We start from the raw sequence: 16,059 nt of genomic DNA, 5'->3' as shown, positions 1-16,059 counted from the left end.
TGCCTTAGGCTCATTTTCGCTTGTCTCTGTTCGGGTTCATTATATCAAGAGAGGTACCCGGATACACTCCCAAACGTCCAGCGTGGGGACTCTTATTTTTAGTTTATTTCCAGTACGCTCTGTCTTCAGCTTCATTCCTGCGATTAACGCTTCAGCGTCCCCTACAGGATTCTCTTCCCCTGAACGGACTGTGATCTCAATATCATGGATGGGGAGCACAGATGACAGCGGTCTGCGTCCTGCCCCGTTCACCAGATGAATCAGCAGGTCGTTATCCTTGCGGAAAACAGTCATCTGTAAACCGGGTGCTTCCGTGATCGATACCAGAGCTCTATTATTCAGCCGCAGATGAACGGCATTGGCAAACAACCGGAAATGCTCCTCCAATTTGAATTCCTGTATCAGGCCGCTAAGCGAAAATGGGAAATATAAGGTCTGCCCTGTGCCAAAGCTTCGCAACAGTGCCAGCGGAATATCGGTTTGTTTAACAGCCAGTGAGGCCCGTTCCGGAGGCGCTCCTACACTTTCCAACGGAGAAAACGGAGGAACTAACGTTGCCAATACCTGCACATCCACATCCTTGGGCTGACAGTACATCACCTTGCCTCGATGCGGTATGAGTTCCGTTTCCTCCAGCTTCCGCTGCAGTGGATTCCCTTCATTGTCTGTGCTAGATATCTGTTCAAACCGCAGGTAGGATGCAGCCAAATACTCGCTCTCCTGCATTTCCCCGGAAATACCAAACAGGTCCATCAGCATCGATTCCGTCGGTTCTTCCATCTTCGGCAGCTCTCCCTCTGCGATAAGGCTGCCTCCCTGACTCACATAATCGCGGAGCAAATCTATAAAATGGGATGAATGTGCAAATCCTTCAGGCAAAATAACGACCGGATAGTGGTTCAGGTTCACGCTGGCCACCTGTTCAGGCAGAATCACATCGAAGGGAATATGCTTATGGATGAGCGCCTCCGCCAAGCCTTCTGCTGAACGATTGGCACTCCACATGAGTGCCACCTGGTTCATTGGTTGTGCGCCGTCCATATGGGAAGCAAGCTTCGCTGCATCCCTGTTAACCTCTGTCACAGTTCGCAAAATCCGCTTATCCGTTATCGTATCGGGGATTCCGGTTAATGAATGCCAGAGCTGACCGCCGTTGGCTGGAATCTGCGAGAGCCAGAAGCGGTATTCGGCAGGCGGAAGCCCGGTATGCCGCCAGTCCATGCCGGGGCAAGAATGTACAATGCCGAAGGGATCAGGACGACCCGGAACGGAACGCCCCACCTTGATACTGAGCGCAGGCTGCCAGAACTCCGGGATACGGGTATGCCCCAGCGACAACACATCCTGCGGTTCAGTACAGAGCATGTCAGTGATGGACACCCGTTTCTCCAGATTATCCCGATGCAGATTGTAGTACAGGATCATCGGCACTTCAGGCCGTACAGCCTTGATCTCTTGATACATCCGGCCCAGATTATCATCGAAGCAGCGAGCTGCAAAATCAGACGCCAGCTCTGCTGAAGTACTCGGCAGCTCTGTTCTATACATCCCCTTGTATTTCTTCTGACAATTGGAGCATTGGCAATATACATATCCGGGTGCGTTGAAGAAGACACCGTCAATCTCATAACGTTCCAGTGCTTCCCGAATTACAGGAACCGCCAGTTCTTCGTTGCGGTAGCCTCCGTTAATGCAGGTCGACATCAACAGAGGCCAGGCCCCCGGCCGAGTGGCGCCGATAATATCCGGCTGGCCACCTTCCTTGCGGACAAACCACCCGGGCTTCTGCAAATAAACGGAGTCCTCTGCCTTGCTGAAATCAAAGCGGGCAATAAAGCGAATCCCGCGCTGATGACAGCTCTGGATCATATCCCGCAGCAGGTCGCTGCCGCGGGGCAAGTATTCATTTTGAACATGAAATGCGACACTCGATCGGTACCAGGCATAGATTCCACCCACATTAAACACCATGGCATTGGCACCCATCTCGAGCATTTGGTCCGCAAGCCGTTCGGGATCAATCTTCTCGGTGTCCTTCACCTGCATGTTAGGTTGAATGATGCGCAGCGGCTGCTGCCACCAGGGACGTTGTTCCTTATCGCTCAGTATGGGAGTCTTCATCGCTTCTCCTTTACCTCGTTATTGTTGATTAAACTGCTCATAAGCCTTGGCCATTTCCTGATAGGCCTGCTTGATGTCCGGCTGGCTGTTCAACTTGTCTACATAGGCTCTGAATTCTTCGACACTGATCTGTCCAACAATCGTTCGGGTCAACATGGAGCTGTACTCGTCTCCATATTTGGGCCATGTCTCTCTCCAGGCCTCCGAGGTAATCACCCGGTAGAAATCGATCTTACCAATTTCGTCGAAATTCTCGACTTCCTTGATTTTGGCGTCATTATAGGCTTTGTCTCCGGAAGCACTAATCACTTTGCCCCACTTGGCATAGGCGAGCACACCTGCCCCTTTGCTCGTTGTGTTCACTTCCTTGACACCTTGCTCCGTCAGCACTTTCTGACCATCCTGTTCCGTATAGTGCGTACCCTCAATTCCATAGTAGGCAAAGTCAGTCATTTCCTGGGAAGCGGTCATATCAAAATACTTCAGGAGCTGCTTCACCTTTTCTTCAGGCACCTTCTTGGAAATGTAGAATCCACCAGCAACTCCGGTCTCCAGACCGACCGCTGCGTCTCCATGAGGACCTGTCAGAGACAAATTCAGAATTTTGGCGTCAGGCTGCCCTGATTTTTTCATGGCCTGCTCCCATTCATGATCCCACCAGATCGGACGTCCGTAAGAAGCCGCCCGGTTGGTCTTGAACAGTTCTTCGGCCTGACTTTCCTTCATAACGGCATACTCCTTGGACAGCAGCCCATCCGCATACAGTTCGCGGAACCACTCGACCATCTCCACATATTGTGGTGTTAAACCCGGGCTCATGAGCCCACCATCGTTATCGTAGGTCGGGTTATACGCCCCGAATCCGGCCTGGAACATGGCTGGTGGATTGTTGACGAATAACAAGCCGACCGTATCTTTTTTGCCATTGCCGTCCATATCACTGTCCACGATTTTCTTCAGGGCTTCCCTATATTCCTCGAATGTCTTGGGAACCGGCAGGTTCAACTGCTTCAGCCAATCCTCCCGAATTTTCAGTCCGCCATCAACTCGGGAACGGGAGCGTGGAACAGCGTAAATCCCTCCATCCACAGACAGGTATTTGAGCGCATCCGGCGCCAGATTCTCCTTCAGGTTCGGATATTCACTGAGATCTCCTAGGAACGGAGCCAAATCCCAGAACGCACCGTTCTTGATCGCGGTAATCAGCGTGGGGCGAATCTGATTCTGGTAGGCCACCACTTCTGGCAGATCGCCGGAGGCGAGCAGCAAATCCAGCTTTGTATCCAGATCGCCTGAAGGCACCCATTCAATATCGAGTTTGGCGTTGGTGCGCTTCTCCCATTCGGTCCAGTATTCGTTGTTCATATCGGGAATTTCATTGTACAATCCGGCAAACATCTTGATGTCCAGCGGCTGATTTCCACCGGATTCTCCGCTATTTGTGCTGCCTGCCGTTTCACCTGAACCACTGTTCCCCGTACATGCCGCCAGCATGGTTACAGCCAGAAACATGCAGAGCCATGTCGTCCATCGTTTGTTCCCCTTGTTCATTCGCCTTCATCTCCCTTATCTTCAGATTGGTAAGCGTTTGCATTTATACATAAAGCACAATTCAACTTCATCAGCGTTCAACCTTTGACGGAGCCAATCATGACACCTTTGGCAAAATGCTTTTGCAAAAATGGATACACGATCAGGATCGGCACCATGGCGAGTACAATCGACGCCATACGAATGGTCTCCTGCGGAACGACGCTTTCATCACTTGCCCCAGCCTGAGCTACGGCGACAGAGTTCGAATCAATGACGAGCGTCTTGATGAGCAGCTGAAGTGTCCATTTGCTTGAATCGGATAAATAGATCAATGCATTGAAATACGCATTCCAGTGTCCTACCGCGAAAAATAATGTAAACGTGGCGATCGCTGGCATGGATAACGGTACAATAATCCGGAAAAATGCGGTGAGATCACTGCATCCATCGATCTGTGCCGCATCCTCCAGCTCCGAAGGCAGCGATTCCAGAAAGCTTTTGATCACAATGAGGCTCCAGGCATTCGTCAGTCCAGGCAAAATCATGGACCAATAGGAGTTTAGCAGTCCCAGCTCCTTCACGAGCAAGTAATTCGGGATAATCCCTGCACTGAACACCAAGGTGAAAATAACCAATCCCATTATCCACTTATGCCCGGGCAGAGAGCGTTTGGTTAACCCATAAGCCATGGTGAAGGATACGATAATATTCAGTATGGTGCCTACAACCGTAATAAACAACGTGCTTTTAAACGCATTGATAAAACTGTTGGTTGATAAAATATACCGGTAGGATTCCAGCGACCACTTCTCCGGGAACAGATAAAACTTGAGCGGCACATACACCTTCGGATCGGTAAACGAAACGCTGAAGACATATAAGAACGGGAATATACATGCCAGCGAGATCAAAGCAACCAGACTGTAATTGATCCAGTCGAAGAGCGTGAGCCCTTTTTTCTGCACAACAAAGCTCATAACCTATCCTCCTTTCTGATAGACCACCCACCCACGGGATTAATAGATACCTTCATGTCCAAGTCTTCTTACAATTTTGTTGGCTGCCACTATCAGGAACAATCCAACCAGTCCCTTGAACAGCCCCACGGTAACCCCAATGCTGATCTTGCCTTGCAATATCCCGTACGTATAGGAATACGTATCAAATACCTCTCCAACCGAACGAACCAACGGATTCATCATCAGCAAAATTTGTTCAAACCCCGTATCGGCCATGCTGCCGAGGCGCAGAATCAGCAAAATGATAATGGTCGGCCGGATGGCAGGCAGCGTAATATGCCAGATTTGCCGGAACCGTCCGGCTCCGTCTACAACGGCAGCTTCATACCGCTGAGGGTCCACTCCCGCCATGGCCGCGAGGAAAATGATCGTTCCCCAGCCGGCTTCCTTCCACATGCTCTGAGCCGTAAGCAGCCCCCAGAAATAGTTCGGTTCTGATAGAAACGAAATCGTATCCTTGCCGCTCTGTGCAATCAGCTTGTTCACAATGCCGACGTCCGTGGAGAGCAGAAAAAACGTCATGCTGGCAACGACGACCCAGGACAGAAAGTGCGGTAAGTACACAATCGACTGGTTGATGCGTTTAAACGTCTCATGCCGAATTTCATTCAACATGAGAGCCAGCAGAATCGGCAGCGGGAAATGGAATACCAGTGCGATCAGATTAATGGCGAGCGTATTTCGCAGCATGATGTAGAAGTTGGAGCTGGCAAACAGCTCATTAAAATGCTTGAATCCCACCCATTCACTTCCCGTAAACCCGAGGAACGGATTGTAATCCTGAAAAGCCAGCAGCAGTCCCCAGAGAGGAACGATCTTGAACAGCAGGAAATACAGCAGCCCCGGCAAAATAAGCAAATAGATCATCCGGTGTTTGTACATTCGTGACAGAAGGCTGCCCGATTGCAGCTTGCCCGCGGCACGGTTCACCGTCGTTATCTGAGGTTTCATTCGGTTAACGACACCTCTTTCTTCGGGACATGTTCCATCTCAAGTACAATGGCTTCATACCGCTTCAGTTCGGGAATGGTTAGTATGACTTTGTTCCCTTCGATGTTCATGGGAATGTTATTCGACGAACACAATGAGTACGCTTGAACAGGTACTCCTATATCGCGAAACTCAATCGTGCGGTTATATAGCGGTATCGCTTCCAGATATGTCGTTCCGTTGAAACCGGACAAGTTCAGGAGCTGGAGAAGTACATCTCCTTGTTCCGTCCGATTCAGAAATAGCTCCGTGCTGGCAGGCAGATCATTCTTTAACACGTTCTCCCCGATCAACCGGGCCAGAATATCCACCACGGCATGTTTGTGATCTTCGAAACCGTGCCTGTAATACAGAACACCGGGATTCCACGTGTAATAGGCTGCTGTACCGCCGGTTGGTGGATTGGAGATTCCCAGCCCGTAACTGTCCCCCACCCGGTGTCCATACGCCCGTTCAGGCGGACCGAATGATGCAGGTTCAATATACGGCATGCAGCATTCGGTATTCGATGGGTCAAATTCTACGTGATCAAAATTACCGCTAACCGTGATCCATTCCCGGTCCTTCAGACTGGGAAAACGTTCTTCGTCTCCCACGTGAAGATAGGCTGAGGGAAGCAAGTTGGTATTCCCTGTATGCACGGCTCCGAACCAGTCTGATAATGCTTCTGCATCCTCTCTTAAGGCATTTCCCGTAGCAAGCAGCGCTGCGCCTTGGCTGAGCAATTTGCCCAGCGTTTCCTTGGTATCGATGTGAGGCCTTTGCAAACCAGGCAGGATGACTGCTTTCACTGCGGCCAGCTTATTTGCCATGGCGGTAATCTGGTCTTCGACAATGACATCGAACAGGACATGGGCTTCTTTTAACATTTTGAACAGACCCAAATATTCAGTCCCTGCCTCTGGTGCCTTTGGTTTAATCAAAATGACTTCAGCCATGGAAGCAAGACCTCCATAGATATGTTCATGCGCTGCATGATACCGGAAAATGTCCCGGGCTGCTTCAAAATTCTTCCGATCCGGATATCCCTCGAACGCTCCTATAATACAGAAATCAAGTCCAGAGCCGCTGGCAATGTTCTGATATAACCTTACTTCCGTCTCATAGGGAGACACTCCCGTGAATCGATAGGTCAAATCTATGGCATTGATACTGCAATTGCTGACCAGTTTATCGTCCCAACTGCTCACTACGGAGGCCACATTCTCTGAGGCGGAATACTGCCATAAGGGCAAGCTTCGGGTTAGCGATGTATTCGATTCCTTGCGAATGATGTCAACCCTGTGCGGGTGGTAGGTGCTTATGGCCACATCCGGCCAACGGGATTTTACCCGGTCTGCAATGTTCTCCAGGATCGCCCTGGATGTAATCTCCTGAAAATGAAGATACGCTCTATGCAGTTCATGCTCCGGCCCCGTGTAGTTCAGCAGTTCAGCCCCGCAGATCTCCTGAAAACGACGCCTGCAGTTGTCGCAATAACAAGGTCCATAATGGTTGCCGCTGTAATCCCAATGCTGGTATCCAAACATATTGAAGAAAATGCCGTCCACCGGATACTTCTCAAGCACCTCCGTAATCGTCTCGATCGACTTTTCCTGCTGATACGCCCCATTCAGACACGTATGCACGATTCCATAATAGTTCACTTCCTGTCCGTTACGGTCACGATAAAACCATTCCGGATGTGCCTCAAAGAGCGATTCATGCGCCTTGCTGAAATCGAAGCGGGCAATAAACTTCATTCCTTGCTCATGGGTCTTCGATACAGCTTCTTGCAATAAATCGGTATGAAGATAAGGTGTGACATATTGATGCTCCAGTGCAGAAGGGTAAAAGGCGAAGATTCCTCCCGCATTCATCATCAGCACATTAGCTTGGAACTCCTGCAGCTCCTGGATCAGCAGGTCCACATTCATATCCGCATCAATCTCGCGGAGATTATTTTGAATCAGGCGAAGACGGTTTGAAGACCACCATTTCATTCGCATCATCCTCCTCTTGTCTGCGATGTACCTTAACGGTATACCTTGAGCAGCAGGCACAGTAGGGACATATTTTGCAGATAAAGAACATGAAATTTATGTCCGTTCTATTGGGGGAGATGTGCAGTACTATCGCAAATGCTTCGGAAAAGGGGACAAAAATTGTCCGACCGTTATGCAATGGAACGTTTTGCTTCAAAAAGAAGATTAGAGGAATCGAATCACCATATGCTGTACAAGCTAACGGAAACTTCCTCGTACGGAAAGGAGGATTTCCATGAGCCGTGAAAAGGGAGAAATCACGATATGGCTTTCCTTTTCCATCATCTTGCTCAGCGCCGGACTGGTATGCCATGTTCTATCCATTCCGGCCATTCTCGATCAGGCCGGTAGAGACGGCTGGCTATCTGTAGTAGCTGCTGCGCCTTTCTTCATGCTTTTTCTATGTATGATGTTCATTATTATTCGAAGGGTAAGGGGACAGCGTCTAACCGACTGGATTACGCGGGAGTTCGGTGCGGTTTTTTCCTGGATCTTTCGTATTTCGGCCTCTCTTTTACTGCTCGCACTTGGCACACATACCTTATATGAGACAACGAACTGGACGGTATCCACGTATCTGCAATTCACACCGCCATACGTGCTCGCCGGAGGCGGAGCGCTGGTTGCTGCCTGGGCGGCTGCCAAAGGGATCCGTTCCATTGCCATGACTTCGAGCATTCTGCTGCCTTTCGTGGTCCTACTCGGCTATTTTGTCATGTCAGCCAACATGAAATACAAGGACTATGGCCAGTTATTCCCGATCATGGAATATGGTGCCGGACCCGTTATGAATGGCATGATCTATTCGCTTGCAGGACTAATGGAGATCTGGATCTTGATGCTGTTTCAGCACGATGTTAAAGGCAAAATTCGTTGGTGGCATGTTCTGCTCCTTGGTCTATTTATGCTTAGTATGGCCATCGGCCCTACCCTGGGAGCCATTGTTGAATTTGGCCCGGAGGAGGCAGCCAAGCAGCGGAGCAGTCCTTATGAGCAATGGAAGCTGGTGAATATCGGGAAGCTGCTCCAGCACGTGGACTTCCTATCCATTTATCAATGGCTGAGCGGTTCTTTTGCCAGAGTAGCGATTTCCATCTACCTCATTGTAGATCTGCTGGATATTCGCAGGCCCAAAAAGCGATACATTGCTGTATTGTCCGTCACATTCATCATGTGCTTGATAGCTGTACATTGGTGGCGGATTGATTATGTTGAATATTATGTGAAACACATTCAATTTCCGGCAATGCTCATCTATGTATCCATTGTTACCGTCCTATTAACGCTGGCCGCGTTCATACACAAAAAAGACAAGGAGGCTCCTGCCCATGCCGATCAAAACAACACCCAAGAAGGGCCAGCAACAGGCTGAACCTTTTCGAATGAATGAGCATAACCTGACGACATTTTTTGACGGATCTGATGATGTCATCATCAGCAGCCATATGATCGGGGAGTCTCCCGTACAGATCATCCTTGTGTATTGCAGCGGCATGGTCGATAGCAAATCCATATACGATATTATTCTGCCTGAATTGACTCGTGCTTACGAGCATACTCACTTTCTGCGTACATCCGATATCGAGAGAGCCATCACCCTGCAGTGGACACGTATGGATTTACAGGCTGAACTGGGGAAGGAACTGATATCCCTCCGGGTGTTTGAGGGGCATATGCTGGTCTGCATCCCTTCCCTGCAGACCATGTGGAGCATGGATATATCCAATATTCCTACCCGCACACCGGAAGAATCCACAACGGAAGTATCTATCCGCGGTCCAAGGGATGGCTTCATCGAACGAATGTCAGTGAATATCACGTTGATTCGTACACGTCTGCGTACAGCCGAATTAGCCTGCAATATCGAACTAATCGGTTCACGTACGGTGACCAAAGTCGCTCTGATGTACATCAAAGATATTGCCAACCCCGACTTAATTGACGATGTCAAGGATCGGCTGCGCAAGATTGATACGGAACGCATTATGGCAGCCAACGAGCTGGAGGAATTGTTATCGCCATCGAAGCTCACATTGTTTCCGGTAACTCATTACACGGGCAGACCCGATTTTGCAGCAGAATGCCTGCTCAATGGTCGCTTCATTATTATCGTAGATGGCAATCCCAGTGTTATCATTGGTCCAGTGAATCTGTTTCTGCTTCTCAAATCCCCGGAGGATGCAAACTTCCCTTTCCTCCCGGTAAACATGGGCCGCATGCTCCGCTTTATCGGTCTTTTGGTGACCATATTCCTGCCCGGATTTTATATCGCCCTGACTTCCTTTCATATGGATCAGCTGCCTTTTCCACTCGTAGCCACGATCTCGGTTGGACGGATGGGTCTGCCGATGGAATCGGGTGTGGAGATGTTTCTCATTATGCTTCTGATGGAGTTGTTCCGGGAAGCAGGAGTACGTCTTCCCAGCGCTATTGGTCAAACGCTGACCGTCGTTGGTGGTTTGATTATCGGGGATTCAGCCATTCGTGCAGGCATGGTCTCCCCGCTCATGATTGTCGTCATTGCCGTCACAGTGGTCGCAGGCGCTACAATCGTGAATCAGGTGATGACCAGTTCCGTGCTGATTCTCCGTTTCTTTTGTTTTGTCCTTAGCGCATCCCTGGGTATATACGGCTTCATCCTGTCCATCATCCTGTTCCTGATCTATCTGACCGATCTGAAGTCGTTCGGCATTCCTTACCTGACCCCGCTGACACCACTTAATTTCAAGCAGGCCATGGCATCCCTGTTCAAGCTGCCGAAGGGATGGATGAAGCGCAGACCGGTCTATCTTGAAACACAAAAGCCACGCAAAGAAGGTAACGATCGATGAAACGGCAGATGCGAAGGTGGTCGCTCGGGCTGCTTAGCCTTGCTCTGTGTCTCGTGACCAGCGGATGCTGGAGTGCCTATGAGATTCAGCAGGTCGATTATGCCAAAGCGATCGGCATTGAATACAAGGACGGTTTGTATCACATGTATGTTCAAACGATGGACTTTGCCAGTGTAGCCAAAAGCGAAAGCTCTGCCAAAACAGCGGATACCCCTCCCGTATGGGTGGGACATGCGGCTGGGAAAACATTGAATCTGGCTGTAAATGAACTGTTCCGGAGCGCTCAGCTTCATATCGCCTGGGGCCATGTGACCGCTATCGTCATGGACGAAAGCGTTCTGACAAGCAATCACATCAAGGATGTGTTCGATATGCTCGGACGCTTTCCGGAATCGCGATATACCACTTGGGTGTATGGTACTCGTGAGCCACTGGAGGATATTCTGAGTGCGACATCCATCTACAATATGTCGCCGCTGGACAGCATTCTTCATAACCCACTCCCCACATTTTTGGAGGAGTCGCTCTTTCCTCCAGTGCTTAGTTTCAAGCTGATTGCCACGCATAACAATACGTCCACGACAACGTATCTGCCAAGTATTGCCCTGAACAAGGAGCATTGGTCTCAAAACAAAAAGAAACACGAACTGTTTGTCATTGAGGGTGCTTTTTTCGAACGAACCGGAGATAATTTCGAATATTTGCCTCGCAGTAAGCTTCCGGGATACCACTGGCTGCTCAAGGATATGCGGCGCGCACCACTGATGATTGAAAATGAGGGAACCATCTATGGGGTCCTCAGTGTGGGTCTGCCCAATCTTAAGATCAAGCCTGTTGTTAAGGGGAATGAGGTTCACTTCAATATCGATGCCAAATACCTAACCGCCTTGTACGAATATCTCACCCCCATTTCCTATGATGAAATGGTCCAGTATAGTGAGAAGACACTAAAGGATCAGATCTTGCAAACGTACCGTGAGGGGCTGCGGCGCGGAGTCGATGTGTACGGCCTTCAGGAGAAGCTGTACCGCAAAAATCCAGGCCTGTGGCGTAAGCTATCCAATAATGGCTCGAAGATGATTCTGACCGAAGACTCCATTCAGAACCTGAACATTAAGATCACCATTCCCTATACGGGAAAATTCCAGAGGAGAGTATAGCAAAGGTGAAACAGTAAGCCCCCTTGACTGGTCAAACCGGACAAGAGGGCTTATTTGGGTGTTAGTTGGGTTATTTCAGATATGTGAAGGAAGATGGAAAAGAAGAGGGAAAGTGATTTATGAACCGTTCTTGCGTACACTCCGTTCCATTAACCAACCAATGAATATAGACAATGACAATCCGAACAGCAGGATTGGAACATTATAATAAAGAGTATTCGTATATTGATTCAACCAGCCAAAACGGTACACCACCGAATTTGGATCATTCGTGAAACCACCTAGCTGCACTCGCAGGTCCTTAATCATGAACAGCTGCCAAAAGACAGACAACACGCATAGTAGCAAAGCAGCCAGGGGTACCATGACATGTTTTTTCTTGCCCCAGCGCTGACGCTGATCATATAACCACCACTTGGACAGTGACACCGTCCAGATACACAAGATCAGAAACGTAAGAAGGGACGGAAACAAGATGAGTATCCCCGGGTTACCATTGCCGGAGACTCCTTTACCAGCTTCATGCTGAAATGTTAACCCATGTACGGCAAAGATCATAAGTACGTTCCAGACCAGGAAGATGAAGTAGGGTTTGTTTATTCTTTTTACATGATTCAAGAACATTCCTCCTAATCTTCGTTCTCCTGCGATGAGTAGATCACTTGGCCTCCATTGTCCAACCCCTGTATCTCGAGCTGTATCCCCGTTGTCGGGTGCTGAACTATGGCGTACCATAGCCTCTCTTCATTCTTATTCGAGGGTTCAAGAATATCAGCTTCCACTTCCTCAGACGATGAATTCAGCTCGTATCGAAGGCGCAGTTTCGTTATCTCCGGATCGTGGACATATCCGTATGCAACATCGAACGTTTTCTCATCGGGCATCTGGTATCCCGATCTATGAGAAGATATCGGCTCATTGGGATTATCCTGAAGAACGTCCTGTGGCAGCGTGACCCGGGATGACCATGGCTCTTGCTCAATCAATCCGGATGCTAAGCCATCAGCAGTAATATTCTGATATAAAACCAGATGAGTTCGTGAATCTATGGGGGTTACAACCATTACCTGGTCTGAATGAATGCCATTCTCGCTTAGCATGGAATCGATGTCCTGTGGAGCGCATGAACGGATCAAAAGCAGGAGCCCTGCGAGTACCAATACATACAACGCTACATATGCTCCCCGTTTCTTTTTACGTTCCATATGTCCCCTCCTCCCTTACGTTGAAACGCGATGTAACTCCCCCATCACTTCTTATAATAATCCATGATCCGTAGACGAGTGGTCAGGATCAGTGCCTGAGGAATGAGGACAAAAACGATATATATAATGACAATTAACCATAAATGTGCCGCAAAATTCTCCGCACCGAAAGACGGCTGCGGACGCTCAATAAAATACCACCAGCACGGGATGGCCACTAACCAGGTCAGCCCTGTCGAGATGAACATCTCCTCAATCCCGCTCCACAGAAAGCAAAATAAAGCAACAAAGATAATGGGACCCGCCCATGATTCCAATATCGGCCCCCAGCTCTGAAAGATGAAAATAATGGCTGGATACAGCAGTGTAAAGGTCCAGCGCCAAATCGGGTTGTTATAGATGTGCATCGCCTCCTCCTTGTCTGTCGCTAAAATTCCAACTAAACTAAATTTATATTTATACCTTTTACCATAAAAGGAGATATACACCTAATGAGAATAAAGCTATTAACGGTAGTTCTTTTGCTTATTTTTACATTTGTAATAGGATGTTCGAGCATGTCCACATCAGATCAACAAAAAATGGTAGAAATCGCTACGCCTATCAGTGCCCAGTACATCAAGCAATATTACAATGCTGAATTTGTTGTAACCAGCTATGATATTGATGATCCTTCAATCCATTCGCGTCTTTACCTGTACGGTTATGTAACGGGACATGAAGATGAACGGATTACAGTTTCGTATAACTATGACAGACAGGAAGTTCTCAGTGTCGAAGGACCGGATTGGTTTATTGATAGCCGTAATCCAAAAAAGGAAAATTCCTCATCCTAAGGAATCACTGCAATGAAATAGCTGTTTTAGCAAGAATCAACCCGGAGAACTATCAGGTCTCTTTGTGGAACCGTTAGGTGTAGTACAATTTGTAATAATTACCTCTTATTCAATTAAATTAATTATAAATCAAGAGCCGTACACCGAAAACATACGTCAGCAAAAATAAGCTAAAAGTCTGCAATTGATGACATCGAAGTACCATCACTAAAGAATTAATGTAGGCTGTTGTTACCAGAACTTTTGGGGATATGCGTAATTGCAGGAAAGAAATTCTGCGGAATAAGCATGATTCGATATATGTTGGCTCATACTACCTTCAGGAAAAAATTGAAGGAGTGACAACATGAGCTTGAAAAGCATCATTGCAGTCGGTGCAATCCTGACCTGTTCATCTTTACTATGGGGATGCGGGAATAACGGGAATAGTGCAAACCAGGCATCACAGCAAAATGAACCTGAGGTTCAAGTTGAAAGCTGGAATGACCCCAAGCGACTTGAAGCTTCTCATCTTGAGGCACTGGAGCGTATGGAGAAAGATCATATCCACCGTATGGTCTCATTGAGTGCACATACCGATGGGGATCAGGTGATGACCACACTCGAACGATCCAGTCAAAAGCTTGAGGAAATGAGACCACTTGCTGAAATGCTTCAGCATGAAGGGCACCCCGCATTGCTGCAGCGAATTCAGGACATGTCAGGTGATATCGAAGGATCCAAATCAGCACTGACTAAGATGAAGAAGAACCCTGGAAACGGTAAGGTCAAAATCCAGTCTTCCAAAACCGATGCTTTGCATCATATCAGCAGTTTCCGTGAATATCACCAGTTTATGCAAGGGCAAGTGCAACCTCTCGAACAGAAACACCCGCAAGGGTCACACTAAAATAAAGTTAACTCAGAGAACCGCTAACCATTGGAATGCTCCATTCTGGTGATTTGTGGTTCTCTCTTTTTCACTAATTAATTCCAAATATAATTGTAATGTGTTATATATAAAGGGGTTGCATCGTTATTTTAATGAAAAAGAAGAGCTGTATTAGTATTAAATAGAAAATTTAAACTCCTTTTTAGAAAGTAACAACATCCTACTCAATTAATAGCAGCAAGGAGTACTCAAGTGAACATGCCCATAAAAAAATATCTTACTTTTTCTTTCTTATTTATATGCATCTTTTTATTTTCTGGATGTATGTCTAACGAACAAAAGGAAACTTTAGAGAAAGCCCAGCAAGTGAGTCTCGCCTATCTTAAGGAGAACTATGGTGTGGATGTAGAGTTCACAGATCACAAATTCCTTCCCGCTGACCTGAGTCATAATGTGAGTTTGAGCGGACATGTAAAGAATAATAAAAATACGGAGATTACAATTCTCGTCAATTATGATACTTTTGAAGTGCAGAATGCGATTGTTCCCAAAGAGATTCTTGATCAAAAGAAGTAGAATCAGATATATCTATACATCCAACCACACTCGCCGTTACCATAACTTCAAAACACCTACTCCTCTTCGCTCGCACCCAGATACGTTATGAACGCTGCCAGGGCGACGACCACGTAAATGTTAATCCATACTTTCGCAGCCCCATAGGTCATATTGAAGAACCCCAGATACATAAAATCTTCACCCTGGTCAACAGATTGAAATACAAGTAACAGACACAGCAATATGCTGTACACCACAACCGTTAGTGCGCTGATTCTCAGTCTTCTTCCTTCATCCATTCGAAAGATCAGCAGAGCACTGAATATAATGGCAACAAAAAAACTGCAAATAACATAAGTACCTCCCTTGTCTCTTGATGTCAATTTCTTGCTTCTCCCCTATACAAGGTAATTACCCTCTCTGCTTCAATCTCATTCCAACCACAGCGACACCCATATGAACATGCTAAATAACAGTACGGGCGTAAGTGCCCCCGTCGCTAAAATAACCCACAATGTTACCGGTTTTACATTTTGAAAGTAGGTATCGAACTTATGCATTCGTTCTTTTCGCCATTTGGCAAACTTGAGCTGTCTGATCATTCGGCTCAGGACTCTTTGCCGCTGCTCGCCATCCCCTATATCTTCCAGTTCACGCCTCAACTCTTCATATAATTGTTTCTCTTTAAGCGCATCCGTCACTGTGGTTGTAGTCATCTTGAATACCCTCCCTTGTCAAAACCTACTGAAATATTCCTCTGTTACAAGTTACGTCTCATCCAAGCAACGGCCCAGGGTTTATAACCCTCTACCTAACAACACATAAACCACCTTCAAAGTTTGGACTTTAGTCGAAATTAGAATAAACCAAAAAGCCCGGGCAGGCCCGGACTTGGTTGAACATTATTTTTT

Annotated in this window: 16 protein-coding genes; 6 read left to right on the top strand and 10 right to left on the bottom strand. The window is 47.6% G+C overall.

Annotated features, from left to right (window positions below; translation table 11 throughout):
- Positions 1-39 precede the first annotated feature (39 nt).
- From CHH60_RS21730 to CHH60_RS21710, 5 genes are all read right to left on the bottom strand, one after another.
- Entirely contained in the window at positions 40-2,121 is a 2,082-nt protein-coding gene (locus CHH60_RS21730) for an alpha-amylase family protein (RefSeq protein ID WP_095361114.1), read from the bottom strand.
- A gap of 18 nt (positions 2,122-2,139) precedes the next feature.
- Positions 2,140-3,672: an extracellular solute-binding protein gene (locus tag CHH60_RS21725; protein WP_095361113.1), complete on the bottom strand. Its 1,533-nt coding sequence runs from the start codon at positions 3,670-3,672 to the stop codon at positions 2,140-2,142.
- A gap of 77 nt (positions 3,673-3,749) precedes the next feature.
- On the bottom strand, positions 3,750-4,631 hold the full coding sequence (locus CHH60_RS21720) for a carbohydrate ABC transporter permease (RefSeq protein ID WP_095288713.1): 882 nt from the start codon (positions 4,629-4,631) through the stop codon (positions 3,750-3,752).
- 39 nt (positions 4,632-4,670) lie between these two features.
- Positions 4,671-5,624 (bottom strand): ABC transporter permease, encoded by a 954-nt coding sequence (locus tag CHH60_RS21715; RefSeq protein WP_095361112.1) that lies wholly within the window; start codon positions 5,622-5,624, stop codon positions 4,671-4,673.
- Entirely contained in the window at positions 5,621-7,645 is a 2,025-nt protein-coding gene (locus CHH60_RS21710) for a family 10 glycosylhydrolase (protein ID WP_176476163.1), read from the bottom strand. Before CHH60_RS21710 ends, CHH60_RS21715 begins: the two co-directional genes overlap by 4 nt.
- 277 nt (positions 7,646-7,922) lie before the next feature.
- On the opposite strand from CHH60_RS21710, the gene CHH60_RS21705 reads away from it, so the two are divergent.
- From CHH60_RS21705 to CHH60_RS21695, 3 genes are read left to right on the top strand one after another with little or no spacing between them, the layout of a single operon-like run.
- The gene (locus tag CHH60_RS21705; protein ID WP_095361110.1) at positions 7,923-9,059 is read left to right on the top strand and encodes an endospore germination permease; all 1,137 of its coding nucleotides are present in this window, start codon (positions 7,923-7,925) and stop codon (positions 9,057-9,059) included.
- Entirely contained in the window at positions 9,016-10,518 is a 1,503-nt protein-coding gene (locus tag CHH60_RS21700; RefSeq protein ID WP_095361109.1) for a spore germination protein, read from the top strand. Before CHH60_RS21705 ends, CHH60_RS21700 begins: the two co-directional genes overlap by 44 nt.
- The gene (locus CHH60_RS21695; RefSeq protein ID WP_095361108.1) at positions 10,515-11,678 is read left to right on the top strand and encodes a Ger(x)C family spore germination protein; all 1,164 of its coding nucleotides are present in this window, start codon (positions 10,515-10,517) and stop codon (positions 11,676-11,678) included. The genes CHH60_RS21700 and CHH60_RS21695 overlap by 4 nt, the downstream gene beginning before the upstream one ends.
- A 117-nt stretch (positions 11,679-11,795) precedes the next feature.
- On the opposite strand, the gene CHH60_RS21690 is transcribed toward CHH60_RS21695, so the two are convergent.
- The 3 genes from CHH60_RS21690 to CHH60_RS21680 are packed head-to-tail and all read right to left on the bottom strand — an operon-like array spanning position 11,796 to position 13,290.
- Positions 11,796-12,296 (bottom strand): hypothetical protein, encoded by a 501-nt coding sequence (locus CHH60_RS21690; protein ID WP_095361107.1) that lies wholly within the window; start codon positions 12,294-12,296, stop codon positions 11,796-11,798.
- Positions 12,297-12,307: 11 nt separating this feature from the next.
- Entirely contained in the window at positions 12,308-12,883 is a 576-nt protein-coding gene (locus CHH60_RS21685; protein WP_095361106.1) for a hypothetical protein, read from the bottom strand.
- A gap of 44 nt (positions 12,884-12,927) precedes the next feature.
- Positions 12,928-13,290: a hypothetical protein gene (locus CHH60_RS21680; protein ID WP_095361105.1), complete on the bottom strand. Its 363-nt coding sequence runs from the start codon at positions 13,288-13,290 to the stop codon at positions 12,928-12,930.
- 150 nt (positions 13,291-13,440) lie between these two features.
- Here CHH60_RS21680 and CHH60_RS21675 point away from each other — a divergent pair, with 150 nt between their 5' ends.
- From CHH60_RS21675 to CHH60_RS21665, 3 genes are all read left to right on the top strand, one after another.
- Positions 13,441-13,719: a hypothetical protein gene (locus tag CHH60_RS21675; RefSeq protein ID WP_255248038.1), complete on the top strand. Its 279-nt coding sequence runs from the start codon at positions 13,441-13,443 to the stop codon at positions 13,717-13,719.
- A 346-nt stretch (positions 13,720-14,065) separates the two neighbouring features.
- On the top strand, positions 14,066-14,608 hold the full coding sequence (locus CHH60_RS21670) for a hypothetical protein (RefSeq protein WP_095361103.1): 543 nt from the start codon (positions 14,066-14,068) through the stop codon (positions 14,606-14,608).
- A gap of 306 nt (positions 14,609-14,914) precedes the next feature.
- Positions 14,915-15,166, top strand: a complete 252-nt coding sequence (locus CHH60_RS21665; protein WP_176476162.1) for a DUF1433 domain-containing protein — start codon at positions 14,915-14,917, stop codon at positions 15,164-15,166.
- A 56-nt stretch (positions 15,167-15,222) separates the two neighbouring features.
- On the opposite strand, the gene CHH60_RS21660 is transcribed toward CHH60_RS21665, so the two are convergent.
- Both CHH60_RS21660 and CHH60_RS21655 read right to left on the bottom strand, forming a co-directional pair.
- Positions 15,223-15,531, bottom strand: a complete 309-nt coding sequence (locus tag CHH60_RS21660; protein ID WP_095361101.1) for a hypothetical protein — start codon at positions 15,529-15,531, stop codon at positions 15,223-15,225.
- A gap of 48 nt (positions 15,532-15,579) precedes the next feature.
- The gene (locus tag CHH60_RS21655) at positions 15,580-15,864 is read right to left on the bottom strand and encodes a hypothetical protein (RefSeq protein ID WP_095361100.1); all 285 of its coding nucleotides are present in this window, start codon (positions 15,862-15,864) and stop codon (positions 15,580-15,582) included.
- Positions 15,865-16,059 lie beyond the last annotated feature (195 nt).

This window comes from Paenibacillus sp. 7523-1 (assembly GCF_002276415.1).
Lineage (GTDB): Bacteria > Bacillota > Bacilli > Paenibacillales > Paenibacillaceae > Paenibacillus > Paenibacillus illinoisensis_A.
This window is presented reverse-complemented; position numbering and strand designations above follow the sequence as displayed.